The following is a 26838-nucleotide window of genomic DNA, read 5'->3' on the forward strand; positions in this document are numbered from 1 at the left end:
TCCAGAGCCCCCGCTGAAAACATGCGAGGGACGGTTGAAACATGGGTCAATTCTCAATGGAAATATCTGGCTGCGCCGGGTCAGCTCTCAGTGGAAATCAACAAGGGCATGAATGTCGCCATCCTCGTCTCTCATGAACTCGAGTTCCGTAAGCGGAACTGCTACAGGCTTTGCGCCGATCCCAAGAAACCCGCCGACGTCGATAATTGCCTGGCTGGAGGCGCCTGCGCCATGTACATGATCGACCTTGCCGACCGTGTCGTCATCGGCGCCGTACACGGTCGCGCCTTCAATAATTGCAGGTGTGAGTTCGGCCGCGGTGAGGCGGACATGATTGCTGTGATCCACAGTGTTCTCCTTTTATTGCCGAGAATTGGGTAACCCGACCGGAGGTGAACTGTTCCACAGCAACCTTCTCCTAAGCAAACATCGTCTCGTCTTGTCAGCCGCCCCAGCAGGTGCCGCAATCACGCGAACCGGCTCTAGGGTTCCTACTCCGGCAGTTTTGTCTTTCTGATGTTTAGCTTATCGTAGTAGAACTTCGGAGACTTCGAGAGATCTTGTTGGTGTCAAGATGCGCCTTCCAGGTACGGTCATTTTCGGAAAGAGCGAGGCAGGCGGGGTCGATCACAACGTAACTATCTCCACTGCCCAAGACGCGCCGACACTGGCAACGACACCGATGACAGACTTTCCATCGTCAATCACCTTGGCAGAAATTTCGCGAACAAATGCCTGCGAAGTCTGCATGGATACCTTAGGTTCATCCATTGTCTCGGCAGATCAACCTCGGCAAAGGGCGTCGGTATGAATGTTCCGTTCACGATCGTTGGCGAGAAAGTTCCATAAGTCTCCTTATCTGATTTTCGCTATCTTGCGGAAGCTGAGCAGCAAAATGGCCTTATAGACGCCGGATTGCGTCCTCCCTTCTTTTTCATTTGGGGACTGCGGCAGCAACCAAATGTCGAAAAAATCGCGCCGAGACATCGCAACATCGAAAGCACTCCAATCCCGCTTTTTGTGATGGCGTCCTGGACCAGGTCCGGCTCTCCGTCGTTCAACCCGCTTGGGGGTCGGCTAGCAAGCTGCCGCCGCTCCGTCTTCGCCTTCCCGGTGATCGCGACCGTACCTGTGCCTTCGAGGAGCGGTCAGCGGGAATGCAGATCATGAAGGTTGACCCCGCGCTCTGAAGGGCAATCCCGACCGGATGCGCCAGTAGAAGTCTTCGCCGCAGGCCGATGCGCTGATGCTGGCCACGATCAAGGCCGTCGGCATCGTCCAACCGCCGGTGGTCGCACCGGAAATGGGTGGCGGAAACGGCTATTCCATCGACGCCGGACATCGTCGGGCCGTCGCCGTCGCCGCTAACGACAACGGCGCAATGCGCTCGATGGTCGAAAGCTCGGTTCGAGGCGCTGAAGCGAGTGACAGACGGCGGAAGCGCTCCGCATCCTCAACGCCGCCATCCGTCGCGCCCACCGATCCGGCCTTTCCGACACAGTTTAGGTTTTGACAATGCACTCTCCCGAGGGGGCCGTTCCGCAGTTGAGCCTTGCCGCGCGATCACACCAATTGACCTTGTGAAAAGGCCGCGACTGGCCGATCAAAAGAAAGCCCTCGACGGAACGAGGGCTGAGGTGGGCTAACCATGGCAGACAGGATAGCGCGATTCTCCAAAAGATCGACGGACCAAAACGAAGCCGGCCGCCGTCTCTCTGAGCCCGTTTCCGACAACTCCTCCAGAGCAGTAGGCGCGCGGAACATTCACTCCGCTCTTAGGTTCTGTCCTTTTCGACCAAGGAGGACGCGATGACAAACCGTGAGCAGCGAATTCGTGAGCGTGCATATTCAATTTGGGAATCGGAGGGAGGTCTGCACGGCCGAAACGAAGATCACTGGTTTCAGGCAGAAAAAGAACTCGGTGAGGCCGAGCCGCAAATCTCAACTGACACCGCTGTTGCAGATACGACCGGTCTTCATTCCGAAGCGCCGCAAGACGGCACTGAGGATCAGGAGATCCCGCCGATGCGTACAGGGCAGAGCGGAAATGAATATAATCCCGTTGAAGGAAGTGGCGAAGATAACCCAATTCATCATGAAGGGCGTCTGCCAGCCGACCCGCTGGCGAAATAGACTTGGAGGCCGCCGTCTCTAGATTTGAACGAGGAGCCGGCGGCTTCCGCCGTCAGAGCAGCAGTACAACTTCTCCCTACTTGTCTTAAAACGGCCTCTCGGCAATTTTAGTATCAGGATTGTTTAGGGGAGTAGAGCCAATGTCGAAGTGGCATTCGATAAGCCCGCCCGAAGGCGAGGAGATTGAATATCGTCGCGACGGAAGCGATCAGGTTTACACCGGCAAGGTGCAGCGTACACCGATCTCGGAAGGCGTCTATCGCGACGCAAAGCGCCTTTTCATTTCCGAAGGAACACCCGGGCCGACCTTCACTGTTTCGAGCTGGCGCCGTCGGCCAGAGATTGGCACGATGCTCTTCAGCCTCGGACGCTAGGCCCAGGGCGGGCAAGAGTGGTCGCTGACGTGGACGAAAGTCGGGATCGGATTTTAGGCCATCGGTCAATCGCATCAGTTGACCTTGTGAATAGGTCGCCACGCGCGAGCAAAACCTTCCTTCAGGAGAATCGCGCCAACCTCGAGGCCATCCGAAGGTAGATGTTCACCAGTGAGCGTTTATCCGGTGTCCTGTCGAAACCTTCCGCAACGATGCGAAGTTCCTCGCCGACTAGCAATGCTTCAGCCGAGCCCAGGCGAGCCTCGCCAGCCGTCGCTCCTTCTCGCACTTCCATGTTCGCAATTCGGGCGTATCCGTTCCGCGGACATCGACAATCGCCTCGCCGAGCAGCCGGAGTTTTGGCCGCCGCATTTCACGGTGTCACCCTCAATGACGGTGAGCGTGGCGCAGATAATCATTATCGGCAACATAGTCATATTCTTCCGGGGCCCGAACTTTCGTTACGGGAGATGGTTCATTGCGTGCGCTAAGCGCTGGCGTATCTACTTCAGGTCGATATTGCATGCGTTGTTTCATCGAGCAGCCTTGGTCGTCCCATGCGGCCAAGGCCACCTTAATCCTCACGGCCTTCGAATTCCCCTAGTTCTCTGCTCTCAAGTTACTGAAAAAAGAATAGGATTTATGATCCGGCTGGCGGCCCGCTTCGTAACCCGCGGCATAGTTTGTGTGTTACGAAGCCTAAAGGCGAAAAATGGCCAGCGCTCCATCCAGATACGAAGCTGACATGACCGTGATTCATGATCCGCTTACGAAGACCGTGCTTGTTTCCTTTCGTGGCAAGATCGAGACGCTTGGCCCGTTTCCCGACAAAACTACCGCCATCAAAGAAGCCGAAGAATACTGCCGGTCTAAAGGCTGGGACGGTTAGCCGCTGATCTTGCGCGTTTTTGTTCGTAAGCCGCGATCCACTACGCTGCGTGTGCCCGATCTACCGGGCTTTGCGCCGCTGGACTGATGACGATGGAGGCAGGAATTTCCGACCACGGCAAATACACCCGCAATGATGGTGCCGATGATGAATGGTCGCTGCCATGGACGAAACGAACGCTGAATCTAAAAGGCAAGGCCCGATACTGGCCTGCAGATCGAAAGAAAAACCCTCGGCTGGGCGGGGGCTGAGGCTGGCGCTCTGCGCCGGGAGGATATTGCGGTTTTGCTGAAAACGGGAAGAGAAGCAAGTTGTGCCGGGGCAATGTCACCCAGCACCACTCTATGAGCAATCGTATCATTTTAGGGGTACGGAATAGCAGTAGCCCCCGCGCCTAAACCTTCGCGCCGGGGGCCAATCATTCTCGGCGCGGGCGACAGATCGGCAGGAACAAAATTCCAGCCCGGTGATTATCCGCCCAAAGGTCGCGCGAGCTATGCCAAGATACTTTTTTCATGTCCGAAAGGGCTCCGCTGTCGAGCTGGATGAAGACGGTTTGGATTTTCCGTCGGTCGATGAGGCGAAAGCTGAGGCGCGGCGTGCTGCCCGCGAAATTCTCATCGATAAGGCGATTTCGGGTGATCCTTCAAACGAGGAAGTTTTCGAGATCACAAACGAAGACGGGCGGATCGTATGTGCCGTACCGATTCGATCGTCAGGCGCTTCTTCTTGAGGGCCTGCCGTCTTTGATTCCGGCGTGCCTCCAAGTTTACTCAGTCGGGGTTTTTGACACTTTCGGAACAACGCGCCATCTGGGCATATTCTCCGATTTACCCCCGCTTCAGGCTTTCCCGACGGTGCTCCTCCGGGCCCGGCTGCGCCCGCAGCGAGGCAGGTTTTGCACTTATGGGGCTCATGCCGCAGGTGGCCTTAACAGCTTGCCCCGCGCGTTGGAAGAAACGGATTTCGGTGGCGATGNTGGGCGTATTCTCCGATTTCCCCCCCGCTTCAGGCTTTCCTGACGGTTCTCCTCCGGGCCCGGCTGCCCCGCAGCGAGGCAGGTTTTGCACTTATGGGGCTCATGCCGCAGGTGGCCTTAACAGCTTGCCCCGCGCGTTGGAAGAAACGGATTTCGGTGGCGATGCTTTCGCGGAACGGATCGGTTTGGTTGAAGTAGTCGCGGTCCAGGCCGAGCGTTGCACCGTCCACATCGCCGTCGTAATAAGTGCCGAACAAATGATCCCACATCGGGAAATAATTGGCGAAATTCTTGTCGTGATGTTCCGGCACCCGGGAGTGATGGATGAAGTGGTCGCGTGGTGACTGGATCACGTATTTGCCAAACCAGCCATGCCAGGGAATGGCACTGCGCTTGACCAGACCGATGGCGCCAAAGGTGATCATCACGAGGGCGAATTCGGCCGTGGGCAGGCCGATAAGCAATGCCGGAACGACCATGATGGCCATGTTTATGGCCTTCTCCAGCGGATGCTCCCGCAGGGCAGTCAGCGCGTTGAACTCTTCGGCCGCGTGGTGAAATTCGTGCAGCCGCCATAGTACGGGCAACCGGTGCATCAAACGATGCTGCCAGTAGTTCAAGAAGTCTGTCAGCACTAGGAACAAGAAAACCTGTGACCAGCCTGGCAGCGTCCCAGCAAGGTCGAGGTGGGGGGCATCCCGAGCCGCGCGGGTGATGGCAAAAGACAGACCAAATGATGCGAGCGCCGCGAATAGCGTAATCATTCCCGTCGTCTGAAGGACGAAATAGACGATGTCGGTGATTGTGGATTTGCTGCGTTCGAAGAAAACCCGACGGAACCCGGAATTGCCGAACCCCACATAGGCGAGTTCCACCGCGAAAACCGTCAGAACCAAGCCAATGGAAATGGCGAAACTAAGCGCCATTGCCCCACCATTCAGATAGTAAGTGTTGTAAAAAAAGCCCCCAAGATTGTGCAGGAGGTATTCGACCAACTCCATGGCACCGCTCCAAAACACGAACCCGTACAGCTTAGTCCTGGCGATGCGCTTTTGCCAGATTGCTCAAGGACTATCGGGGCATCCTTTTGATCTATTTCCGGCGGTGGAAGTGCAGAGCCATCGGCCGCCGATCAATCGTCTTAGGTGCACACTACCGAACGCACCCGCAGGGTCAGTATGGATCGACGATCACGAGCAGTGGTCCGTGTGCCGGCACCACAAGCCTCATTTAGGTTTTCTGTTCCTTTGCTGCTCAAACCACAATACAGACTTATAGCACCGTTCGACCCTGCAAGCTGCCGCCCTCAAACTCTCAAGCCAGGCTTCAGGACCCTCATCAACTGGACCGACAAGAACGCCCGTAAGTTTGCGACGACCGGGATCAACGACATCATCGCCTTGCTGCAGGAGATCGAGCTGCTCTATGACGACGTCGACCAGATCATTGTCGGCGGTTGCGAGGAAGCAGATAACCTAAATAAGTATCTTGCGCGCCATGCCTGTCACACAGAGCGATGCCAGCTTCACGCCCTCCCGACCGTGCCGATTAAAGTGCGTAAAGTCTGAACGTCACGAACACCCTGCCGGTAAAGTTCGATGATAAGCGCCGCCACGTTGGGCCCCTCCCCCGCGTCGCGGGAAATGCTCTGTTCCTCGCAAATAACGTCGAAAACACCTTGGCAAATTTCCAGATCCGCGGGGCCAAGCGGCTCATCGTGTCTCGGTCGCTTTTCTCCTCCCTTCCGCAGTCTTTGGGATGACCGATGAAAAGCTAGTTTCGGGAATTCTGAAATTCAAGATCGAGGTGAGGAAAGTTCGGAAAAGAGCGCGGCCGCAGCTTAACCGAGTGGAGATGCGGGGAGCATCTAGCGGCCGACCATTGGGATGGGACAACCACGCCGAAGTGAACCAGCGTGGTCGCGTTAGACTGGCGGCGGGCGGCTAGATTATCAAGAAATCGGCGTTGGTGATCGCGAGCCCAGCCGTCACCGTAGCGAAATGCATGCCTCCCCCGGCCGCGCTGCCGTTGGCGTGGTAATACAACTTGCCGGTATCAGTTTCATAAATAATGCGGTCGCTTGAATCGCCAGCGAGCCCGGTTGTATTGGCCCGAAAAGCTGGAGCTACAAGCGTGCCAGCAGCGCCGACGGCCGTAAAGATAGAATTCTCCAAGCGGATTGTGTCATTCACCACAACAAAGTCACTGATCGTATCGATGTTGGTAGCACCAAGGACACTGTTAAAGACGAACGCGTCGTTCCCCGCGCCACCGATCAAAATATCGTTGCCCAGGCCGCCATTGATTAGGTCGTTTCCCGTCCCACCGGACAATGTATTGGCGTGATTGCCGCCATACAGTTGATCGTTGAACTGTGTCCCAATGGCATTTGGTATGTTTTTGATTGTATCGGTGTTACCGAACCCATCTCTGGCGGTATCTGCCGGCAAGCCGCCCCGGTTGCTCCCACCACGCCATTTAGCATATCAAAAACCGCCGAGCCTCTAATCGCAGCCGGATGAAACTTCAGTGGCAGGTCATCGGAGTTGATGAGGCCAAGGTGCATCGGTGGTCGCTGGTGAACCGGTCCGCAGCTGCATGGCACTTGTGAGCACCGCGTCTAGAGCAGAACACGCCTTCGTTTACCCATTAACCCATCGAAAGCAGCTTCAGTTTATGACACTCGGCGGGTAGTCTCGCCTCGACCTCCTCCGGCAGTTGCTCGGCCTTCACTATGAACTGACCCCCGCCGGAGCACTACGCCACGACCATAGCTAAAGCTGCGACTGCCATCACGCCCGTAGCCGCCCATCCCACTAGCAGGAGCGACTTCGACGCGGTGAACTGCTTCATCGCGGAGGTTCGGGAGACAACCATCATCATTCCAGCCATGATTGGAACTGCGACGAATCCGTTGACCACTGCACTCCAGAAGAGAGCTTTGATCGGGTCGATCGGCGCGAATTCCAAGCCTAATCCAAGGAGAGTTGCGGCGACAACCACGGCATAGAAACCGATCGCTTCCCACGGTTTATGGTCGAGACCGCACTTCCAGTCCTGACTCTCTCCAAACGCATACGCGGCTGAACCCGCAAGGACTGGAATAGATAGCAATCCGGTACCAATGATACCAAGGCTAAACAGGAGGAAGGCGAAATTTCCAGCGATAGGCTTAAGCGCCTCAGCGACGTCGGCAGCCGATCCAATTTCAGTTTTACCGCTTGCGTGAAGCGTCGCCGCGGTGCTCATCATGATCGCGATTGCAACAACATTAGAGATCGCCATTCCGGTGAAGGTATCAAGGCGGATGCGCACGAACTCTCGCGCAGCTTGCCAGGGTGCTTTCTTGAGTGGCTTGGCGTCTTCCTTTCGCTCGATCTCTTCGACCTCCTGGCTCGATTGCCAGAAGAACAGATAGGGGCTGATCGTTGTGCCGAGGATCGCTACTATAACCGTGAAGCTGTTTTTTGTCAGCGGGAAGTAGGGAAACACGAAGCCTTTGACGACGGCGTACCAATCGATCTCTACGACGAAGACGACAGCAACATAGGACAGCAGGACCATGGTCAGCCACTTGAGATAGCTAGCGTAGCGGTCGTAAGGCACAAACAATTGAAGGGCTAGCGAAAGGACCGCGAAAGCAATGGTCGCCGGGAGACTGGGCAGTCCCGTCGCAAGCTCGAACGACGCACCCATCGCCGCGAGATTGGCACCAATATTGATTGTGTTGGCAATGAACAGGAGGACAACCAATCCGACGACGAACTTTTTTGGCCAGATTGTACCCAGGTTGGTAGCGAGGCCACATCCGGTCACACGCCCAATCCTCGCGCTAACGAGCTGGATTGCCGACATCAGCGGATAGGTCAATAGCATCGCCCAGAGCATATTGAAGCCGAACTGCGCACCCGCTTGGGAATAGGTGGCGATACCGCTCGGATCATCGTCGGCCGCACCTGTGATAAGACCTGGTCCCAACTTACGGAGCGCCGAACCCTCTGTTCGTCCTCCCGCTGGCTCACCGTCTGAAAGCTTTTCCGAAGAACCGGCGCGCGCCAAGTCTGTCATCTCGAACCTTTCCTGAGGCGGTGCCAGACCGCCCCATACATCTCGTTCGCGGATTAAACGCGTGGTTCTCCAGAAAGATGCCGTGTAGGACTTTAGGCCCAACACCGTGCGTTAACGAAGAGGCATTCTCCAGGGGGGGCGTACCAAACCGACAGCTTCGCGCCTTCATTTCGGTCGTTCATTGTCGCTCGGCACGATCACAAAACGCGCCGTTTGACCTCAGACCCATCGTCCCTCAGTTTTTCGGTGCAAAGCGACCGTGACATACCCACTGTCAAAAGCATCTATGGCCATAGAGGAATTGGAATATTAGCCGGGGAACGGGCGCAGGGACCTGTCATTATCTTTGAAAAGACTGGCGTCCCCTATCATCCCGTTGTCTTTTCGGAGATGTGGTCTCGGGATCGCGAGGCGGTAGGTATACCTAAGACTGTGTGCGCGCGCGATCTGAGGGCCAGCGGCACATCCGAGGCGCATGCTGGTGGTGTAGCAACGGACGACGCCGCCAAAGTGGCCGGGCATTCCTCAAGTCGAACGACTTCAATCGCTCATGATCGTGCAGCATTGGGGGCGGCCAAACGCTTCGCGTACGCTCGCCTGCTACGCAGAACGATTCTACTTGACGACGAACCAGACGAAGTCGCTGCGGTGACCGGAGAGCCTAGTCGAACTGATTTGGTGTCACCGCCTTCCCTGCCCTCATTATGCGTGCACAATTGAACCGTCAAAGAATTTCGCGCATTCTGCCGCACGAACCGGGGCTGGGATAACCGACGCCAATGAGCAGCGCAACCGATTTCATCTCTGAGTTGATGCGAGCCGCCAACGAAGTGCACCTGCTGACAACGTCAGAGGTTAGTCGCCTGCTCGACAGGGCCGTTGATACGATAAGAGATTTACGGGGGCAGATCGGGGTTAAAGAGAACAGCCTTGGCCGGGACGTCGTTGTCTACCTTCAGACGGCATCGGCGCGCGCGAAATGGCTCCCGCTCGATCAGGCGAAGGATGCACTACTCGACGCAGCAAGCACGATCCGTACGCTGAAAATCGTGCTGGATGCGAAGCGCAAACCCTTGGGAGGTACCTAACATGCCGAGTGATCCGACTTTGCTTTCGGCCAGCGCTGTGGCGCTTTCGGTCTCTGCCACGTTTACCGCACTTATGAAGCATCTCCATCGCATCGGCGCGGTCAGCAGCCACGCCGAGCGGGAAATCTACGCCGAGGCGCTGAAGATCATCGAGCAAAGCCAGGGGGATGACGACAGCAAGCTATTCGAGCATGCGCGTGCGCTGATCATAAAGCAGCTCGGCCCGCTGGATGTGAAAGATGAGGTTGCGGACTAGGAGATGTGATATAGAGATTTCGGCGACGTGACAAAGCTACCCGAGCTCGACCAGATTTCAGAGAACGAAGTAGCGCTTGTGCATTGTCAGCGCACCATCCAGATTGATCGCGAAATCAGCAATCTTGTGGCCGTTCGTATCGCCGGGAGGTGATCCGCGTCTTCCCGTTGGATACAATGCTTCTCAACTTACCGGTGACGCCGGAGAAGTTGCAGCTACCGATGAAATCAAAGGCCTGATCTTTGCAAGCTTAGCGTTGGCGTCGATAGCAGACAAATCGTTTCGAGCCGTTCTATAGCGACCTGCAAGACGCATTCTCTAACCGCCTCCACCTGCTTAGCCGCCCGGTAGTTTCGGCGGCCCGGAGTAAATAGCATCCTTGCTCATTAATTCCCCCGTTGACGAGGATAGGAATCAAGCAATCAGCGGACTGTTTTCGCGTGATTGGCCTCCTTTTAATATGCGCTCTAAGCGCCTAGCCTCGGGGTCGGGTTAGGCAGTCCAAATGCCGTTAGCCTCCGACTGTGGAAACCGCGTGTACCTGCATGTCGTCTCGCACCTCGTAGAACTTATTCCCGTCAATGTAGATCATATGGCAGGTAGTTTTTTCACCTTTGCCGGCGGAGCACGCTTTATCGCCTTCGAAGGTCAGTTTCGTCTTCACATTGATCTCCTTGCCGTTCACGTTCGCTTTGCCGGTGATGGTTTTTTTTGCCCAGCTCCATGTAAGGTTGGCGGTAATAGGAGTGCCCATATCAAATATCTCTACTATGACTGGCTTGCCATCAGCGAAGGCCTTGAACTCCTCCATCGAAATCTTCTTGGCGCCCTTGGGCAGGTCCATCGCCCAAGCGCTGAAGCACGAGGCCGAGAGCAGCAGAAAGCAGCCTAAGACTGTGGTCTTGCGCATGACATCCTCCCGAATATTGAAATTAAGCAGACTCTTATATCACTGCACGCGAAGGCAGACTATCGAGTGAGCATACCCCCATCGGAGACGCCAAGTGCCATCAAAAGAATGAAAAGCAGTTGCATTCCTGATACGGAGAACTCTAACCTTCAGGCTTGAAGGTTTGCGCCGCTAGCTTCGCGATCTTCGCTCTGTGAAGCTGATTCAGTGCCCGGTTGCCGTTCTTCCCCGCTCTCGTTTTGCCCCAAGGATCGATACGATGGTAGAGAGCGGCGCATGCGAGTTCAATGTGGAGAGGAGTTGGGCCGTTCTGATATTCGATAACCTGTTGCTCGGTAATCCCAAGAGCCGTAGCAGCGGTCTTCAGCGTGTGGCCGGTCAAAAACAGCCACGTCGTCAAGGAATTAAATTGTCTCACTGCCCCCTCCAAGGCCAACCATTGCCGGTCGCATAATTGAGGTCGAGCCATAAAGTTTTGCAACATGTCCCTGGTTGAAAATCGGGGCATAATTGGCGCCGCCGGAATGGAGCTCGGGAGGGTCACTCCGGCCATTGTCGGCACCCCGAAGTACGATGCCTGAGGACGCCATAGGCTTTGCGACCACCATGCTACCGCCTCGACCTGCAAGAGCAACGACAGACGCGTCGCGTTCTCCTGCCCCCGCGTTCCTGAAACGAAGGGCCAGGACGGGCCTTCGAGCTTCTGCTCACCGCCGGAGATGTTTTTGCCCTTCCGAATTTACCGCTTTCTGCCCTCCTTCAAATTTTGCTTGGCACCTGAAGGTGAGACGCGCTCCGCCCCACCTTTTGTGGCTTTCGGTTGCTTGGTTTCCTTTGCTGCTGGATGCGTGCCATCGGAAATGCTGCCGGGGTGAGGGTCTTCGACCTCCGGAGTTGGGGAACTGGTCTTGCTGTCATCGGTTTTTGTCATGGCGGTACTCCTTTATCCAACGAGAATGCGGGCATGGCACCGCCAGTTCCACTTGTTAGTCACGCGCCCAATTCGTGCTGTCGGATACCCGTGGCGTTGAATTCCTACCGAATTTCCGTTCATGACCGCGTGTACGTCATGGCCTGTGGGCGATACGTCTGCCCAAAAAGCAATAACTTCAATGCGGGAAGCGTTCTGGCCTTTTTAGCACGTCTCCATGCTGCCGGACCTCAGTCGGGATTACCGGGTTACGAGGCTAGTTGTGTCGTCTCTTGGATTGCCCTGCGGAAATCCTATATTGCATTGCAACAAACGGAGAAAAATGCGTGACAATCAATATCAAAAGTCCCATCGCGGAAATGCGGAAGGCAACGGGCTATTCTGTTAAGCAGCTAAGCCTCGTATCTGGTCTGACCCAGCTGGAAATTAACCGGTTGGAGAGTGGCGACCTTGTCGATGAAACGCTACTCGGGCGCCTTCTAGCGGCGGTCGGCGGAAATATTCGCACTTAATAGCCGTCCCCTCTGAGTTAATTCGCGAGTTGATCAGCATCCGCGACTAGAACTGATTCTTACGAGCATTGCGGCGCGCTGCTTCAAAGGGCGTGGAGGTGCGCCGCGTGACGCGCTCAAGCAAAAACAAGTACGGCAACCGAAGATTCTGAATCTAAAGGAGATGCCGGTATGAACCTAATCCCCCTCCAGCCTACTCCGGAAAATACGACGATCGATTTCTTGACCTCCACCGCGACCTAGACGGCCCGTTGGCCGACCTGGTCGGGGATGCGTGTCGCGCCGGCTGGAACCTTTCGGAGGTCATGGCAGCCGTCGTCGAGGCCGCTGATAACCAGGTGCTGGCAGCGGTTGAAAACCAAGATATTGCGGATAAGCTGGAGGCACTGCGCCAATCCCGGCGCTGACGCTGGAGCGCATTATGTGCGGTCGCTTTACCTTCATCCTGCCGTGGTCGGAAATCGTGCGNCGGATAAGCTGGAGGCACTGCGCCAATCCCGGCGCTGACGCTGGAGCGCATTATGTGCGGTCGCTTTACCTTCATCCTGCCGTGGTCGGAAATCGTGCGCCTGTACAGGCTGACGCTTGACAAAGATATTTTCAGGAATTTGGGAGAGCCGCGCTACAACATCGCGCCGACGCAGAACGTGCTGTTCGTCCATCACGGCGAGAATGGCGAACAAATTCTCGACGAAGGCCGCTGGTCTCTCGTCCCTCATTGGGCCAAAGAGACCCCCAAGATTGCCACCTTCAACGCGCGGATCGAGACCGCCGACACAGCCCCGGCCTTCCGCGATTCGTTCAAGGCAAAGCGCTGCCTAGTTGCAGCCGATGGCTTTTATGAATGGACGCCTTCCGATGACGGCAAGAAAGATCCCTGGCATATCTTCCTGCCGGATCATCAGCCGTTCTCGTTCGCCGGCCTATGGGCCTATAACGGTCTCCTCGATCTGCGCAGTTGCACGATTATCACCGGGCCGGCTGAAGGAGCTGTCACCCAGCTTCATGGCCGCATGCCGATCATTCTGGCGCCGGAAGTCTACGACGAGTGGCTTGACCCGAAAACGACGAAAGATCGAGCCAGGGAGCTGTTGAAGCATAACCTGAACCGGCAGCTGCAGTTTCACCGGGTGAACCGGGACGTGAACTCGTCTCGTTTTGCCGGGAAACCGGAGCCGCTTAACCCGCTATGATCGACGGCGCCACCTTCCTCGTAAAAGCAATTTCTGCGCTAGCAATAGCGTCTGCGATCGTAGCTCTCATCCGTCCGACCTTATGGTCTGTTATGGTCGCCGGCCTGCTGAACGCAGGTGCTGCGGTAATCTGGTGGCCGGTGGTGTTCGGCTCACATTAGGAAAACTTTCCGATTCTCTTTGTTGACTCTCGGCGCCCCAAATGAGAACATTATGAGAACAAGCGGAAAGGCATTCCCCCATGGCGATAGCGCAAAAATTTATCATCCTTCAGTTCAAGAAGGTGCGCGGCGGCATCGCTCCCGGTGAGATGCGACAGGCGTCAAGCGCGGCCAGCGCTGAAAAGATCGCGACAACCATAGCGCCGCGTCATGTCGGCGTTGCCGCGTACTCGGTGATGGTCGACGAAGAGAGCGGCGATATGACTGAGCCGAAGGTTATCTGCCAGTTCGGAGAGGTCGCGGACATAGCCGCTTAAGGCCGCAGGGCTAATCTGTAAGACAATTTAGAAACCGCAACTGCTGTGCAGACAGGAGAAACCAACACGTGTGCCCGCAAATGACGCGCGCCGAAGCGCGCGAGGTTGAACAGGCCGAAACTGTCGATGAGGTCGGTGAGGTGCTTGCTTGGCACAATGGAGACGTGCGCGCGTCGATCCGCACCCTTCTCGCCGATTTGAAGCAAACCCGCGAGCAACTGGCTTTCGCGGAACAGATGATGGGGAATGGCTTCTCCCGAGGATGGAAGCCCAGCAGAAGAAAGGAGAACGACGATGCGCGCGATAGAGTTTAACCACGTGCGAAGACATAAGCCGCTGGATCCCAGTGGCGGCCGGCCGCAAGACCAGACTCCCGGTTTNACCTGCGGACGGTCCGCGGATCTCGAAGCCTTTGCGACTACTTTTTTCGATTTCCCCAGCGGCGGCATGATGGGTAATTGCTTCCTGCTGCACGACAAAAGGGCGCAGACCTTCATCTGCTCACTCGTTTCGATGGGCGAGGCTTCTTCTCCGGTCAGCGTGAAAGCTGAAACGCCTGAGAAAGCGCTCTTGTCCTTTGAGGTCCACTGCCAGCGCGCCGGTTGGTGGCCTGAAAATTTCTGAGCAATGAACGCCAAGGGCCGCCGCGAAGGAGCCTCCTATAAACCCTTGTATCATTGGCAACCAACATGGCCTGGCGAGAAAGGACTGCACGGCAAGCCGCGGCAGGATTTCGTCGGGATAGATCGCGAGGAATTTATTGGCCGCATCCGCCTGGAGATAGGTGGCCCCATGAACGGGAAATGGCAATGGAGCGGCCAAGGGCCGCATCTCAGGGACAGAATCTTGCCACATCAGGGCTACTGCGATACCGCCCGAGAAGCCTCGCGAATGGTCGAGGAATACTATCACCGCTTGATGCGGCGCAACGGTCTGCGGGGAAGCAAGGATGTCGGATGAGAAAAGCACGAGCGGCAACGATGCGCATTACGCCCCGAAGTGCTGCGTAGAATCCCGTCGACCAGTGGCGCGGTGTCGAACTGCTCTGATCCCCAAAAACTGGACCGTTCATAAGTGGAGTGCAGCCGGATGCGAGTTGAAGTCTGCGGCCTGATGCTCAAGCGCGGCCGGCGCCAACGGTGGCGGCCGCGTGATCCACAATGCGCTGGTCCCCATCCTGCTGATCCTGGAGACCTTGTGCGATGTCAGCATCCAGCCTTCCCCAGATCGACGGTTTTGAAGCGTCGGGTTTTGGTTTCCGGCATGGCTTTCGTTCGACAATGAACGGCTTGGTCTGCTGGCGCATTGATCCTCCAGGTGGCGATTCGAGCTGCAACGATATCGTATGGGGCATTGTGGGCAAGCCGGCCAATGTTCGTGCGCAGGCCATCTCTCCAGTTTAAACATGAAGCGACGACGGCACAGGAAGGCAATAGCGCGGTAGGCCATTCGTTCCGCCGGAAAAATGCGGCGGAACGCCAATGCCATATTCCTTCAAGTCAGAGTTTCCGGCAACCCATCTGCGGGCTCGATGTGGTATGTCTGACCGGAGACCGGCTGCGCCTCGATCGTCTTACCGCAACGACAAGGGGCAGATTTCTTACCCCGGAGGGCTGCGCCCTCCTCCTCTCCCACTAACAAATCTGCGACTTGTCGCCCTCCATTTCATTGCGGCCTTATCAGGTGCGGTCCGATCGTCACCGGTCTTGTCGACAGACATCGAGGCCGCGATGGGCGCGGCCCGAACCACGAAAGGAATACGACAATGGCAACCATCGGCACCTTCACTTCCGAAAAGAACGGCTTCACCGGCTCCATTCGCACCCTCGCCCTCAACGTCAAGGCGCGCATCGCCCGGGTCGAGAACCCCTCCGACAAAGGCCCGCAGTTCCGCGTCTACGCCGGAAGCGTTGAGCTCGGCGCGGCTTGGCAGAAGACCTCCGAGCAGGGCCGCGACTACCTCTCGGTCAAGCTCGACGACCCGAGCTTCCCGGCCCCCATCTACGCAACGCTTGCCGAGGTGGAAGGCGAAGAAGGCCTTCAGCTCATCTGGTCCCGCCCGAATCGGGACTGATTGACATCACGAGGCTCCGCCACCGGCGGGGCCTTCTCCTCTCCGAACATCAAAGCCGGACCCGGCATCGAGCCAGGTCCGGCCTTTTGGGTGGCATACGGTGAGCGGGAAGCTGCTCAGAATGTGCGATCCAAGCGGGCATCGCGGCCCCAAGGATGAGCGGTTCCCCCAATTTACTCCGGCCGCCCGATGGGAAGCCTGCGTAAATCGGCTCCCCCACACCCCGGCGCCGCCGGTCGCTGGCGCGATCCCGCCATCCCCTTCTCGGGGCCGGCTGGTCATCGTTCACAAACGTCAAGGAGACGAAGATAACCTAACCTCTCGAAATCCAGATCGAAGAACTTCGAGCGGAGCTGCGCAATGCAAGCAATGCCGCCGAGCGCCGCCAGATCCAGGTCGAACTCGAAATCGCCCAGGCGGAACTGGCCATCACGACCGCCGACCTGGACGGCAACGCAGAGGTCGAGCCTCCTTTCTGAGGGGCGTCTGCCCGTCCCCGCATTTCGCGGCAAGCTGCCGCAGGTCCCCTCATTTCATCGACATTGGGAATGATCCGTCTCGGGCTCCCGCCGCGGCCCGATGTCGTCAGAACTATCCTTGCCTTGAACTCCCCGGCCGCCGGCTTCGTCCCTCGCAAAAGTATCATTGCCGGCGCAAGGGCAAACTCAGCACCAGGGTTCTCTGCGACCGGTCCAGGTTCGCGCGAGCCCCTCGGAAACGAGGATATTGCCGAGACTGCGCCCATTTCGAACCAGCACGCGGAGTTTTCGACCGTACCTGTCTTCGTCCCTTTGCGGCCACGCGTGAACTTCGAAAGGTCCGCTGTTGATCAACTCGAGCAATCTTTCTGTGGCTCGGGTTCCAAGCGCAAGTTCAGAAGCGCATTTCGGTTCATTGATTTCAGGCGTGTCGATATCGGCGATGCGGACCTTCTGGCCGTTCATCCAGATTGTATCGCCGTCAACAACGCATGCCTTGCGGCTGCCGACAGCGCAATTCCGGAATGTCTGCAATGTTCTGGCTTCGACGTCGCCCGCCGAGGCTTTGATAAGCGTCGGCGGACCGCCCAATGCTATGGCAAGAATAGCTGAATACGAGCCCAAGTGTATGAGACGCTGAAACTTTCGAGTCCCGGGTACGCCACTTCGATCTTTCATGCAGAACTCCGGCATCAATGAACGCGTTCCCCCTAGCGGTTTGCGCTGGGATTTCGCAAGGCAGCCGAGTATCCCCGTCGCCGTTTTTTGCGGAGAAGGTCAAGGAACAGGATAACGGCATCATTTTCGGATTCGAAGTGATGGACCATCATCTGTCCTGTCGTTCCGATCCGACCCCATCGTCGCGTCAAGCATGCATCTCCAAACAGGTTCGGCTCAATGGACATCGCGTAGAAGCGTGCCATATTTTTAGCGGGGTCCGCTCTCTCGATGTAAAGGTGATAGCGCTGGGTGACCATGCCCGCATGATCCTGCTTCGTGCATTCTACGTCCAACGAGTGTTTTGAATCGTTCTGGCTCCATCGATTCATTTCCGTGATGGAACAGGGAAGGACAATCTGGGCAGGCTACCCTCGGGACACGGCTCAATTCGCCGAGGCGAAAGAAGTCCAAAGTGATCGCCCCGCATCCGGGTGACGATCCTCCCGAAAGGACCGTCAGAAGGCAGGTTTGCGCCACGTGTGACTGTTCTTGCTGAGTGCGGCGAGTGGGATGTCAAGCACCAGCTTCGTGCGTAGCACGATGAAGCAGCGAGTATCGGATTTATGCTTGCACTGTTTGCCGGATGGTCGCAAAGCAGTGTTGCGATGAGCTACGACAGCCAGCAAACGACAGTGATCTCTTTAAATCCGGGAAACGAAAGTCATCCATGTCTCCCCAGCTTTCTCTTTCACGCGACCGAATCTCCGTGCTTCTCCTTGAAGGTATCAGTCAGAGTGCCGTGGACTACTTTTCGTCGTGCGGATACACAAACCTGGTGCATCTGCCGAAGGCACTCGATGATAAGGATCTCAAGGCCTACATCGCTGAGGCGCATATCATCGGTATTCGTTCCCGAACACAGCTGACGGACGAGATTTTCGAGTTCGCAAAGAAGCTGATTGCCGTGGGCTGCTTTTCCGTCGGCACGAACCAGGTCGATCTGGAAGCGGCACGCCGCCGCGGGATTCCGGTATTCAACGCGCCTTATTCGAATACGCGCTCGGTAGCCGAACTTGTTATCGGCGAGATCATCATGCTGACCCGGCAGATATTCCCTCGCTCGGCATCGGCGCATCAAGGCGGTTGGGATAAATCTGCTATCGGCAGCCGTGAAGTCCGCGGAAAGACCCTGGGCATCGTTGGCTACGGCAATATCGGTTCTCAGTTGAGCGCTCTTGCGGAAAGCATGGGCATGGTGGTGCGTTATTTCGATCTTTCCGACAGACTGCGGCGCGGCAATTCGGAATCGATGGCTTCCCTTGGCGAGCTTCTCGAAATCTCGGATTACGTGACGATGCACGTCCCGGAAACGACGTCGACGCACAACATGATCACCGAGACCGAGCTTCGTCGCATGAAAAAAGGTGCCATCTTTATCAACAATTCCCGCGGCACGGTGGTCGACCTCGACGCCCTCGCGAAAGTCTTGAAAGAAGGCCATCTCGCAGGCGCTGCGGTCGATGTATTTCCCAAAGAGCCGGCATCGAACAACGAGCGCTTCGAGACACCACTCCAGGGCTTGAGCAATGTCATTCTGACGCCGCATATCGGCGGCTCGACAGAAGAAGCCCAGGAGCGGATCGGCGGAGAAGTTTCCAGAAAGCTGGTCGAATACTCCGACGTCGGCTCAACGATGGGCGCCGTCAACTTCCCGCAGGTTCAGTTGCCCGAACGCCCGAACGGCACGCGTTTCATCCATGTCCACCAAAACCGACCCGGCATGCTCATCCAGCTGAATGAGATCTTCTCATCGCGTGGTCTGAATATCGTTGCCGAATTCCTTCAGACCCATGGCGATACAGGCTATGTGGTCGTTGAAGTCGAGGACGTGTCCCACGCCGCCGACGATATCCTCCAGGCGCTACGCGAGATACCGGGAACGATCAGGACGCGTTTGCTCTACTGATCAGCCTGCTGCGGCGCATCCACCTTGAGCCTGGCAGGTGCCGCACAGTGCCTGCCAGAGGACTGTTCGCATAGCGGTCGCGATGTGTTTCCGGAACGATGCAAGCCGAAAGTTCGCCGCTTGCGCCTCGACTAGTCTTGCGCGCCCGTCTGACCAAAACGGCTTTGCTGGACACATGCTTTCATATCCTCGCGTCGAAACCAGATCGCGCGGCCGCATCTGAGTGGCGGGTTGCCAGCAGTGAACACGATCTGTTCGTCAGTTCGCATGCGCAGCACCTCGTGCGGCTGGATCAGCGGCCGAGCACCCAACTGCTGCGATCGAGTTCGCGACGTACCGCGGGCCTGAAAACTGCGACTGACCTGCTCGACCTCCACGGTGGTCGTGCCGCAGCGCCGCGAGATGTAGTCGGCGGTCTCCGGATCGTTGATTGCCGCAAACGAGATCCAGCTCGCGCTCTCAAACCACTTGCTCGATGCGTCCCCGCCGCCAAAGGTTTCCCGGAGCTGGCCGATCGACTGATAGATCATTGCCAACGTGATGCCATACTTGCGACCCACGTCTCTTGCCGTCTCCAGAATGCGCATGTAACCAAGCCGGGCAATCTCATCGAGGAGGAAGAGTGCGCGACCTTCCATGTTGCCATCGCGATTGTAGATCGCATTCAGGAACGAGCCGATCACGACACGCGCCAGTCCGGCATGGGTTTCCAGCGTCTTCGTGTCGATGTTGATGAAGACATCGGTCGAACCCGAGGCTATGTCCTCGGTCCGGAATGTCGAACCCGACACCAGCGCCGCATAGTTCTGGTAAGAGAGCCAGTGCGTTTCCTTGATGGCGTTGGCACAGACACCCGAGAATGTTTCCGGCGTCATGTTGACGAAGGCTGCGACGTTCTCCTTCACGAAATCAGATTCCGAATTGGCGTAGATATCCTGCAGACGCTGTCGAAGCTTCGGCTCGGGTTCGGATAAATTCTCACGGACATGGCGGAGCGTCTGCTTTTGCGTGGGGGTGTGGCCGGACAGGCAGACATCGGCGATGATCGCCGTCAGGAGCTGAAGGCCCGATGCCCGGAAGACGTCGTCACGAACGCCGTTGGCGCGACCGCTGTCGCTCATGATCCACGAAGCGACCGAGGCGATGTCCTCCTCCTTCGTGCCGCCATACTGGCCGACCCAGTCAAGGGCGTTGAAGCCTGTCGCGGGTTTGCGCGGATCCAGGATTCTGACCCGCCGGCCCGCCTCTTCACGATGTTTCGTTACCATGGGCGCGACCTCGTTGGAGGGGTCAAGCACGATGAGCGCTCCGCCCCACTTCAACGCTGTCGGGATCGTCACCGAGGTGGTTTTGAACCCACCCGATCCGGCAAAGACGATGCCGTGCGATGAGCCGAATGAGCCATCGAAGCATAGCAGCGGAGACTTGCCGCCGGCGCCCCACGTTTCGCTGGTATCGGTGCGGAACGAAACGCCGGCGGCAACGTCGCGGTCGACGCGATACCTCTCCCCGACCACGATTCCACCAGTGTCCGGGAATAGCTTCCCCGCTTCGGTGAGTTTCATCCAGTCGGCCTCCCCGTGCAGGGCGCGCTTGCCAATGATGCGTTTCGGCGTTGCCCGGGCGAAGGCGGCATTGCCGACCATCGCCACGCGCAATGCGAAGCAGCCGGACATCAGCGCAGAGGCCGCGCCGATAATGGTTGAAGGATCCAGATAGGATAGTGCGGATTCTCCCGCTGGCAAATGTGAGGACAGCGCTGCAAGCCGGATGCCTTCCCGCAAGCAAGCCGTCAGAATGACGGCGGCGTTTCCGATTGCAGCACCAACCCCCGCCGCAGGGATGCTCGGCGACCCGGCCGTTGCTAACAAAAAAATCAAGCCGAGGGCCGCAGCCGCCATGAATGGTGCCGCGACCCCTACCCGTCCCAACGCAAGCTTTGCCGCGTCGGTCTTTCCGAACCCGGAAAGCCACGTCTCCATCCCGGTCATCGCGAACACGGTCGCTACCATCATGGCTGCGGGCAGAATGACAAAAGCGACCCTATTCGCCTTCATTGCCGAACGCCTCCGCCCCGATCGCTGTCAGTCGTGTTCGCTCACTGTCGTCGGACCTCAGCCGCTTCTGCAGGTCGATCAGGGCGCCGAGCAGAAGTGCTCGCTTCTCAAAGCGAAGGCCGGCTTTGACGATCAGGCCCCCAAGCTCGATCTTGTCACGCGTGTCCTTCTTCCGGGCATCGGATATTGCGTTCCTGCTCATCCTCTCAAGCCTCGCCAGCATTGCCCGAAGGCGCGCCGGACGTGAGCGCTTCGGACTGCCCACCGCCCGCGCTGCTTTCCCCTGCCCCCATCCGTCCGCTCGTGCCGGACTTGCCTCCGCGAAAGCGTTTCGCTAATTCCTCCAATGCCGCCTCAAGCTCCGTCTCTTCGATCTCGATCTCGCCTAGGCCTGCGCGAAGCGCGACGCGGCCGATGCGCTCGGCCTCTCTCGCTTCCGCGTACTTGAGTTGCTCCTGGAGCTTGGCAATTTCGTCGCGGATCTTGGAGGATGGCTTCTTCATCTCTGGATTGTCCCTATCGCTGCTTGTTGTGGGTCACGCAGCCACAGTCGTTCAGATCGTCGTGCCGATCCACTAACAGAAATGCGAGTAGGCGGAGCCTACGCTTTTGAGCATCATCCCGACCGTTCGCAAGGACGGATCCGAAGGGCGCAATTATACGTCGCTGATGCGACGCCCTTCTTTTGCCCCCTGGCGGGGCCCTCCGCTCCTGACTAACATATTGAGTTTTTCGATCGCAGGAGCGTTTTCGGTCGTGGCCGTCCCGCATTTCTCAGTCAGCATCGTTTCACGCGGCTCCGGCCGCAGCGCGGTGCTATCGGCGGCGTATCGGCACTGCGCCAAGATGGATTACGAGCGGGAAGCCCGGACGATCGACTACACGCGCAAGCAGGGGCTCCTGCATGAGGAGTTTGTCATTCCCGATGACGCACCGGAATGGCTGCGATCATTGATTGTCGATCGTTCCGTGTCGGAGGCGTCGGGTGCGTTCTGGAACAGGGTGGAGGATTTCGAGAAACGCTCCGATGCACAACTCGCAAAGGACGTGACCATTGCCCTTCCGGTCGAGCTTTCCCCTGAGCAAAACATTGAGCTCGTGCGGGATTTCGTGGCCAAGCACATCAGAGCTCGGGGCATGGTGGCGGACTGGGTCCTTCATGACGCTCCCGGCAACCCGCATGTCCATTTGATGACCACATTGCGACCGCTGACTGAGGATGGTTTCGGATCGAAAAAGGTCGCGGTTACCGGACCAGATGGCCAACCGCTTCGCAACGATAGCGGCAAGATCGTCTACGAACTTTGGGCCGGTGGGCTTGAGGACTTCAATGCGCTTCGTGACGGCTGCTTCTCCTGCCAGAACCGGCATCTCACGCTTGCAGGCCTCGACCTTCGCGTCGACGGCAGATCCTTCGAGAAGCAGGGCATCGAGCTGGCGCCCACCATCCATCTCGGCGTCGGCACGAAGGCGATCGAGAGGAAAGCGGAGGGAGCAGAGGAGAAGGCTGCGCTCGAACGGCGTGAGCTGCAGGAGGCGCGGCGGGTGGAGAACGCCCGCAGGATCCAGCGCAACCCGGAGCTCGTGCTCGACGTGATCACGCGGGAGAAGAGTGTCTTCGACAAGCGCGATCTCGCTAAGATCCTGCATCGCTACATCGATGATGTGGGTCTCTTCCAAAGCCTAATGGTGCGCATCCTGCAGAGCCCCGAGACCCTCAGGCTTGACCGGGGGCGGTTGGACTTCGTGACCGGGGTCAGAGCACCAACAAAGTTTACGACACGCGCGCTGATCCGGCTCGAAGCCGAAATGGTGAACAGGGCGATCTGGCTTTCGCAGCGCTCGTCGCATGGCGTTCGAAAGCCGGTGCTCGAGGCGACTTTCGCCCGACACCAACGGCTGTCGGGTGAGCAGAAAGCCGCCATCGAACATGTCGCCGGCGGTGAGCGGATCGCCGCCGTGATCGGCCGCGCCGGGGCTGGCAAGACAACGATGATGAAGGCGGCGCGCGAGGCTTGGGAGGCGGCCGGTTACCGTGTCGTCGGTGGCGCACTCGCCGGCAAGGCGGCGGAAGGTCTGGAAAAGGAAGCCGGCATCCTCTCGCGCACACTGGCGTCCTGGGAACTCCGCTGGAACCAAGGGCGCGGGCAGCTCGACGACAAGACGGTCTTCGTGCTGGACGAGGCCGGCATGGTGTCGTCGCGGCAGATGGCGCTGTTCGTCGAGACCGTCACCAGAGCAGGCGCCAAGCTCGTCCTCGTCGGCGATCCGGAGCAGCTTCAGCCGATCGAGGCGGGTGCGGCCTTCCGAGCCATCGCCGATCGCATCGGATATGCGGAGCTCGAAACGATCTATCGCCAGCGTGAGCAATGGATGCGCGACGCCTCGCTGGATCTGGCACGCGGCAATGTTGGCAAAGCCGTGGCAGCCTATCAGTCCAATGGCAAGGTGATCGGCTCAGAACTGAAGGCCGAAGCCGTCACCAACCTTATCGCCGATTGGAGCCGCGATTACGATCCGGCCAAGTCCACCGTGATCCTTGCGCACCTGCGCCGTGACGTACGCCTTCTGAATGAACTGGCGCGCGCCAAGCTTATCGAGCGTGGTATCATCGAGCAGGGTTCCGCGTTCAAGACCGCCGACGGTCTCAGACGTTTTGCTGTCGGCGACCAGATTGTCTTCCTGAAGAACGAGGGCTCGATCGGCGTCAAGAACGGCATGCTGGGCAAGGTGGTGGAAGCCGTTCCCGGTCGGCTTGTTGCAGACGTCGGCGAGGGTGATTACCTGCGCCAAGTTACCGTCGAGCAGCGCTTCTATAACTATGTCGATCATGGTTATGCCACCACGGTGCACAAGAGCCAGGGTGCGACGGCCGATCGGGTCAAGGTGCTTGCATCGCTTTCGCTCGATCGTCATCTGACCTATGTCGCGATGACGCGTCACCGTGAGGACCTGGGCGTCTATTACGGCCACCGATCCTTCGCCAAGGCTGGCGGTCTGGTCGAAATCCTCTCGCGCAGGAATTCGAAAGAAACGACGCTCGATTATGCCGGCGGCAGCATCTACCGCCAGGCACTCCGCTTTGCCGAAACGCGCGGGCTTCACATCGTCAACGTCGCCAGAACTGTTGCGCGTGACCGTCTCGAATGGACGGTCCGGCAGAAACCGAAGCTTGTCGATCTCGCCGGCCGGCTTGCGGCCCTCGGCGCCAGGCTCGGTTTCGCAACGTCGACGGCCAACACAATTTCCACTGCAGCAAAGGAGGCCAAGCCCATGGTGGCCGGCATCACGACATTCCCGAAATCGATCGATCAGGCAGTGGAGGACAAGCTTGCCGCCGACCCCGCGCTCAAGAAGCAGTGGGAGGAAGTGTCGATGCGCTTCCATCACGTCTACGCGCAGCCGGAAAGCGCCTTCAAAACCGTCGATGTTGACGCGATGTTGCGCGATCAGGCGATCGCGGCGAGGACGATCACCAGGATTGCCAGCGAGCCTGAAACATTCGGCGCCCTCAAGGGTAAGACGGGTTTGCTCGCGAGTCGCAGCGACAGAGTGGACCGCGATCGGGCGCTGAAGAACGTCACGCCGCTCGCCGACAGTATCAGCGACTATCTTCGCCAGCGCAGGGATGCGGAGCGGCGAAATCACGCCGAGGAACTGGCGGTGCGTAAACAGGTCGCGCTGGAGATCCCCGCTCTCTCGTCCAATGCGAAAAGCGTGCTGGAGCGGGTGCGTGAGGCCATCGACCGCAACGACCTGCCTTCGGGTCTCGAATATGCGCTCGCCGACAAAATGGTGAAGGCTGAGCTGGAAGGTTTTGCCAAGGCAGTCACCGAGCGCTTTGGAGAACGAACCTTCTTGCCCCTCGCTGCCAAGGGCACCATCGGTGAGGCGTTCCAGCGGGTCACTTCAGGCATGAACGCCACGCAGAAGAGCGAGGTGCAACAGGCCTGGAACACGATGCGGACCGTACAGCAACTGTCCGCCCATGAGCGCAGTGTGACGGCACTGAACCAGGCCGAGACACTGCGCCAGACGAGATCGCAGGGGCTGACCCTGAAATGAAAATGCGCCATCGAGAAAAAATGCTCCGACGCCTTAACCGACCCATCTGGTTCTATCGGATCAGCAGCGTCAGCCTGTTCGCACTTGGCCTCATCGTGTTGCTTGGCGGCGCAGGGTTCAGGATCAATCTCACGCCGAGCGAGCCGCTGGGTCTGTGGCGGATCGTCGAACCCGATCGTCCGATCCTGGTTGGCGATCTGATCTTCATTTGCCCACCGGCCACAGACGAGATGCGTGAGGCGCGCGCACGTGGCTACCTGCGCTTCGGGCTCTGCGAAGGCCGCGTCGCACCACTCATTAAAACCGTGACGGCGACATCGGGCCAGATTGTCGAGGTTGGCATGGACATTCACGTGGATGGACAATTCCTGCCGAATTCGACGGTTGCTCTTGTGGACAAGCAGGATCGAAAGATGACGCCGTACAAGGGTGGGACCATCCCACCGGGCACGGCATATCTGCATTCGGATTTTCCGGGCTCTTACGACTCCCGATATTTCGGGCCGCTGCCGATCAGCGGAGTTTTGGGGCTGGCGCAGGAGGTTTGGACCTATGCGCCGTGATTTTCTCAGGCCTGGCATTCTCGTCACCGCCTCGGCGGTGGCCGGTTTGATCGGCTGGAGTGGGCACGCTCTCCTGCTTCCAGCTGCTGTTGCCTTTCCCGCATTTTGGTCTTTGACCCGGTCGCGCGGGCAGGCAGCGGTTGTTTCCGCAGCCTACTTCCTCGCCGCCTCGCGAGGGTTGCCGCAAGGTGTGGCGACCTTCTACGCCTCGGACATCTGGCCGGGCCTGTTGTTGTGGTTGGTCGCCTCCTCCTCGTTCGTGACGGTGCATGCGGTGCTCTGGACGGACCCTGGCGGATGGGAAAAGATACTTCGTTACCTCGGTGCGTGCGTAACCATGGCGATACCGCCCTTCGGTATCATGGGCTGGGCGCATCCGATTACCGCGGCGGGCATTCTGTTTCCGGCTTGGGGATGGTGGGGGCTCGCGGCGATGGCAGCCGGCTTGGGCATCATGGCGACGCGCCGTCGGCCGGCTGCAGCCATGGCCATGACAGGCCTTTGGCTATGGTCCGCCGCTGGGTGGACGACACCGGTTTTACCTGCGTCGTGGATTGGTGTCGACCTTCAAATCGGAGCATCCCTCGGACGTGATGCAGGTCGCGAGCGGCAACACGCGTTGATTGACGTGGCTCTCGGCCGCCCAACCGGCACGACGGTCGTTCTCCCGGAAAGTGCTCTCGGTTTCTGGACGCCGACGATTGCCCGTCTCTGGCACGCAAAGCTGGGCGCGACGAATATCACCGTGATCGCCGGCGCGGCGATCGTCGATGACGGCGGATATGACAACGTTCTTGTGAAAATATCGCAAGAGGGCAGTGCGGTTCTCTACCGGGAGCGCATGCCTGTGCCCGGCTCGATGTGGCAACCATGGCGCCGCGTGCTCCGCGGCGGCCATGGTGGTGCGCGTGCCCATTTTTTCGCGAACCCTGTGGTGGAGGTTGGCAGCCTGAAAGCGGCCCCGCTGATCTGCTACGAGCAGCTTCTGATCTGGCCCATCCTGCAATCGGCCCTCTATCGCCCCGATGCAATCGTTGCTGTCGGTAACGGCTGGTGGACATCCGGAACGTCGATCATCGATATTCAACGCGCTAGCAGCGAGGCGTGGGCACGCCTGTTCGATCTGCCTCTCGTCATCTCTTTCAACTCCTGACGTATGGAGC

At 58.1% G+C, this 26838-nt stretch carries 30 protein-coding genes and 1 pseudogene; 18 read left to right on the plus strand and 13 right to left on the minus strand.

Annotated features, from left to right (window positions below; translation table 11 throughout):
• Nucleotides 1-87 precede the first annotated feature (87 nt).
• The gene (locus ASC86_RS25075) at nucleotides 88-348 is read right to left on the minus strand and encodes a PRC-barrel domain-containing protein (RefSeq protein WP_082510041.1); all 261 of its coding nucleotides are present in this window, start codon (nucleotides 346-348) and stop codon (nucleotides 88-90) included.
• An 809-nt stretch (nucleotides 349-1157) separates the two neighbouring features.
• Between ASC86_RS25075 and ASC86_RS25080 the strand changes: the two are divergent.
• The 5 genes and pseudogenes from ASC86_RS25080 to ASC86_RS25695 form a co-directional block, all read left to right on the plus strand.
• A pseudogene (locus ASC86_RS25080) lies at nucleotides 1158-1402 on the plus strand (ParB N-terminal domain-containing protein); the annotation flags it as partial.
• 407 nt (nucleotides 1403-1809) lie between these two features.
• Nucleotides 1810-2133 (plus strand): DUF2934 domain-containing protein, encoded by a 324-nt coding sequence (locus ASC86_RS10300; RefSeq protein WP_082510043.1) that lies wholly within the window; start codon nucleotides 1810-1812, stop codon nucleotides 2131-2133.
• Between the two features lie 140 nt (nucleotides 2134-2273).
• The gene (locus ASC86_RS10305; RefSeq protein WP_056320139.1) at nucleotides 2274-2507 is read left to right on the plus strand and encodes a hypothetical protein; all 234 of its coding nucleotides are present in this window, start codon (nucleotides 2274-2276) and stop codon (nucleotides 2505-2507) included.
• A gap of 745 nt (nucleotides 2508-3252) precedes the next feature.
• The gene (locus tag ASC86_RS25690) at nucleotides 3253-3396 is read left to right on the plus strand and encodes a hypothetical protein (protein WP_156386986.1); all 144 of its coding nucleotides are present in this window, start codon (nucleotides 3253-3255) and stop codon (nucleotides 3394-3396) included.
• 496 nt (nucleotides 3397-3892) lie between these two features.
• A complete protein-coding gene (locus tag ASC86_RS25695; RefSeq protein WP_156386987.1) occupies nucleotides 3893-4129 on the plus strand; it encodes a hypothetical protein in 237 nt (78 codons plus the stop codon).
• A 275-nt stretch (nucleotides 4130-4404) separates the two neighbouring features.
• Here ASC86_RS25695 and ASC86_RS10310 read toward each other — a convergent pair whose 3' ends face one another.
• On the minus strand, nucleotides 4405-5376 hold the full coding sequence (locus ASC86_RS10310; protein ID WP_056320142.1) for a sterol desaturase family protein: 972 nt from the start codon (nucleotides 5374-5376) through the stop codon (nucleotides 4405-4407).
• A gap of 207 nt (nucleotides 5377-5583) precedes the next feature.
• Between ASC86_RS10310 and ASC86_RS25700 the strand changes: the two genes are divergently transcribed.
• Nucleotides 5584-5943 (plus strand): hypothetical protein, encoded by a 360-nt coding sequence (locus ASC86_RS25700; RefSeq protein WP_156386988.1) that lies wholly within the window; start codon nucleotides 5584-5586, stop codon nucleotides 5941-5943.
• A gap of 375 nt (nucleotides 5944-6318) precedes the next feature.
• Here ASC86_RS25700 and ASC86_RS10320 read toward each other — a convergent pair whose 3' ends face one another.
• Together ASC86_RS10320 and ASC86_RS10325 are read right to left on the minus strand one after the other, a co-directional pair.
• Complete coding sequence (locus ASC86_RS10320; RefSeq protein WP_056320146.1) at nucleotides 6319-6825, minus strand: hypothetical protein; 507 nt, start codon at nucleotides 6823-6825, stop codon at nucleotides 6319-6321.
• A 307-nt stretch (nucleotides 6826-7132) separates the two neighbouring features.
• Nucleotides 7133-8443 carry an Nramp family divalent metal transporter gene (locus ASC86_RS10325; protein WP_082510046.1) on the minus strand — a complete coding sequence of 437 codons (1311 nt, stop codon included), beginning with the start codon at nucleotides 8441-8443 and terminating at the stop codon, nucleotides 7133-7135.
• A gap of 779 nt (nucleotides 8444-9222) precedes the next feature.
• On the opposite strand from ASC86_RS10325, the gene ASC86_RS10330 reads away from it, so the two are divergent.
• Together ASC86_RS10330 and ASC86_RS10335 are read left to right on the plus strand one after the other, a co-directional pair.
• Nucleotides 9223-9531, plus strand: a complete 309-nt coding sequence (locus tag ASC86_RS10330) for a hypothetical protein (protein ID WP_056320148.1) — start codon at nucleotides 9223-9225, stop codon at nucleotides 9529-9531.
• Between the two features lies 1 nt (nucleotide 9532).
• Nucleotides 9533-9787, plus strand: coding sequence for a hypothetical protein (locus ASC86_RS10335; RefSeq protein ID WP_056320152.1), 255 nt, complete (start codon nucleotides 9533-9535; stop codon nucleotides 9785-9787).
• A 511-nt stretch (nucleotides 9788-10298) separates the two neighbouring features.
• Here ASC86_RS10335 and ASC86_RS10340 read toward each other — a convergent pair.
• The 3 genes from ASC86_RS10340 to ASC86_RS25710 form a co-directional block, all read right to left on the minus strand.
• A complete protein-coding gene (locus ASC86_RS10340) occupies nucleotides 10299-10697 on the minus strand; it encodes a hypothetical protein (protein WP_056320156.1) in 399 nt (132 codons plus the stop codon).
• A 142-nt stretch (nucleotides 10698-10839) separates the two neighbouring features.
• Nucleotides 10840-11115: a hypothetical protein gene (locus ASC86_RS25705; RefSeq protein ID WP_156386989.1), complete on the minus strand. Its 276-nt coding sequence runs from the start codon at nucleotides 11113-11115 to the stop codon at nucleotides 10840-10842.
• Nucleotides 11116-11436: 321 nt separating this feature from the next.
• Entirely contained in the window at nucleotides 11437-11628 is a 192-nt protein-coding gene (locus ASC86_RS25710) for a hypothetical protein (RefSeq protein ID WP_156386990.1), read from the minus strand.
• Nucleotides 11629-11954: 326 nt separating this feature from the next.
• Between ASC86_RS25710 and ASC86_RS10350 the strand changes: the two genes are divergently transcribed.
• From ASC86_RS10350 to ASC86_RS10360, 3 genes are all read left to right on the plus strand, one after another.
• Complete coding sequence (locus ASC86_RS10350; protein ID WP_056320162.1) at nucleotides 11955-12140, plus strand: helix-turn-helix domain-containing protein; 186 nt, start codon at nucleotides 11955-11957, stop codon at nucleotides 12138-12140.
• 521 nt (nucleotides 12141-12661) lie between these two features.
• Nucleotides 12662-13333, plus strand: a complete 672-nt coding sequence (locus ASC86_RS10355; protein WP_056320164.1) for an SOS response-associated peptidase — start codon at nucleotides 12662-12664, stop codon at nucleotides 13331-13333.
• Between the two features lie 241 nt (nucleotides 13334-13574).
• Nucleotides 13575-13811, plus strand: coding sequence for a hypothetical protein (locus ASC86_RS10360; protein WP_056320167.1), 237 nt, complete (start codon nucleotides 13575-13577; stop codon nucleotides 13809-13811).
• Here ASC86_RS10360 and ASC86_RS27010 read toward each other — a convergent pair.
• The coding region (locus ASC86_RS27010; protein WP_210170356.1) for a hypothetical protein at nucleotides 13808-14191 on the minus strand (384 nt) is incomplete at its 5' end. The genes ASC86_RS10360 and ASC86_RS27010 overlap by 4 nt on opposite strands.
• A 247-nt stretch (nucleotides 14192-14438) precedes the next feature.
• Between ASC86_RS27010 and ASC86_RS10375 the strand changes: the two genes are divergently transcribed.
• The 3 genes from ASC86_RS10375 (at nucleotide 14439) to ASC86_RS10385 (ending at nucleotide 15885) form a co-directional block, all read left to right on the plus strand.
• Nucleotides 14439-14771, plus strand: a complete 333-nt coding sequence (locus ASC86_RS10375; protein WP_056320177.1) for a hypothetical protein — start codon at nucleotides 14439-14441, stop codon at nucleotides 14769-14771.
• Nucleotides 14772-15013: 242 nt separating this feature from the next.
• On the plus strand, nucleotides 15014-15214 hold the full coding sequence (locus tag ASC86_RS25715) for a hypothetical protein (RefSeq protein WP_156386992.1): 201 nt from the start codon (nucleotides 15014-15016) through the stop codon (nucleotides 15212-15214).
• A gap of 362 nt (nucleotides 15215-15576) precedes the next feature.
• Nucleotides 15577-15885 (plus strand): DUF736 domain-containing protein, encoded by a 309-nt coding sequence (locus tag ASC86_RS10385; protein ID WP_056320183.1) that lies wholly within the window; start codon nucleotides 15577-15579, stop codon nucleotides 15883-15885.
• A gap of 665 nt (nucleotides 15886-16550) precedes the next feature.
• Here the strand turns inward: ASC86_RS10385 and ASC86_RS10395 are convergent.
• Nucleotides 16551-17042: a thermonuclease family protein gene (locus ASC86_RS10395; RefSeq protein ID WP_082510062.1), complete on the minus strand. Its 492-nt coding sequence runs from the start codon at nucleotides 17040-17042 to the stop codon at nucleotides 16551-16553.
• A gap of 32 nt (nucleotides 17043-17074) precedes the next feature.
• Nucleotides 17075-17341 (minus strand): WGR domain-containing protein, encoded by a 267-nt coding sequence (locus ASC86_RS10400; protein WP_056320481.1) that lies wholly within the window; start codon nucleotides 17339-17341, stop codon nucleotides 17075-17077.
• Nucleotides 17342-17751: 410 nt separating this feature from the next.
• Between ASC86_RS10400 and serA the strand changes: the two genes are divergently transcribed.
• On the plus strand, nucleotides 17752-18990 hold the full coding sequence (gene serA / locus ASC86_RS10405; protein ID WP_056320188.1) for a phosphoglycerate dehydrogenase: 1239 nt from the start codon (nucleotides 17752-17754) through the stop codon (nucleotides 18988-18990).
• Between the two features lie 131 nt (nucleotides 18991-19121).
• On the opposite strand, the gene traG is transcribed toward serA, so the two are convergent.
• Genes traG through traC form a run of 3 tightly spaced genes read right to left on the minus strand, consistent with a single transcriptional unit; the run spans nucleotide 19122 to nucleotide 21550 of the window.
• Nucleotides 19122-21047 carry a Ti-type conjugative transfer system protein TraG gene (gene traG, locus ASC86_RS10410; protein WP_056320191.1) on the minus strand — a complete coding sequence of 642 codons (1926 nt, stop codon included), beginning with the start codon at nucleotides 21045-21047 and terminating at the stop codon, nucleotides 19122-19124.
• Nucleotides 21034-21249, minus strand: a complete 216-nt coding sequence (locus ASC86_RS10415) for a type IV conjugative transfer system coupling protein TraD (protein WP_056320484.1) — start codon at nucleotides 21247-21249, stop codon at nucleotides 21034-21036. The genes traG and ASC86_RS10415 overlap by 14 nt, the downstream gene beginning before the upstream one ends.
• A gap of 4 nt (nucleotides 21250-21253) precedes the next feature.
• Nucleotides 21254-21550, minus strand: a complete 297-nt coding sequence (gene traC / locus ASC86_RS10420; RefSeq protein WP_056320192.1) for a conjugal transfer protein TraC — start codon at nucleotides 21548-21550, stop codon at nucleotides 21254-21256.
• Nucleotides 21551-21803: 253 nt separating this feature from the next.
• On the opposite strand from traC, the gene traA reads away from it, so the two are divergent.
• Genes traA through ASC86_RS10435 form a run of 3 tightly spaced genes read left to right on the plus strand, consistent with a single transcriptional unit; the run spans nucleotide 21804 to nucleotide 26828 of the window.
• Entirely contained in the window at nucleotides 21804-25112 is a 3309-nt protein-coding gene (traA, locus tag ASC86_RS10425; RefSeq protein ID WP_056320195.1) for a Ti-type conjugative transfer relaxase TraA, read from the plus strand.
• Nucleotides 25109-25675: a conjugative transfer signal peptidase TraF gene (gene traF, locus ASC86_RS10430; RefSeq protein ID WP_348270764.1), complete on the plus strand. Its 567-nt coding sequence runs from the start codon at nucleotides 25109-25111 to the stop codon at nucleotides 25673-25675. The genes traA and traF overlap by 4 nt, the downstream gene beginning before the upstream one ends.
• Nucleotides 25665-26828 (plus strand): conjugal transfer protein TraB, encoded by a 1164-nt coding sequence (locus ASC86_RS10435; RefSeq protein ID WP_056320199.1) that lies wholly within the window; start codon nucleotides 25665-25667, stop codon nucleotides 26826-26828. Before traF ends, ASC86_RS10435 begins: the two co-directional genes overlap by 11 nt.
• The last annotated feature ends 10 nt before the right edge of the window (nucleotides 26829-26838 follow it).

Origin of the sequence: Rhizobium sp. Root1212, from assembly GCF_001424985.1 — a bacterium.
Lineage (GTDB): Bacteria > Pseudomonadota > Alphaproteobacteria > Rhizobiales > Rhizobiaceae > Pararhizobium.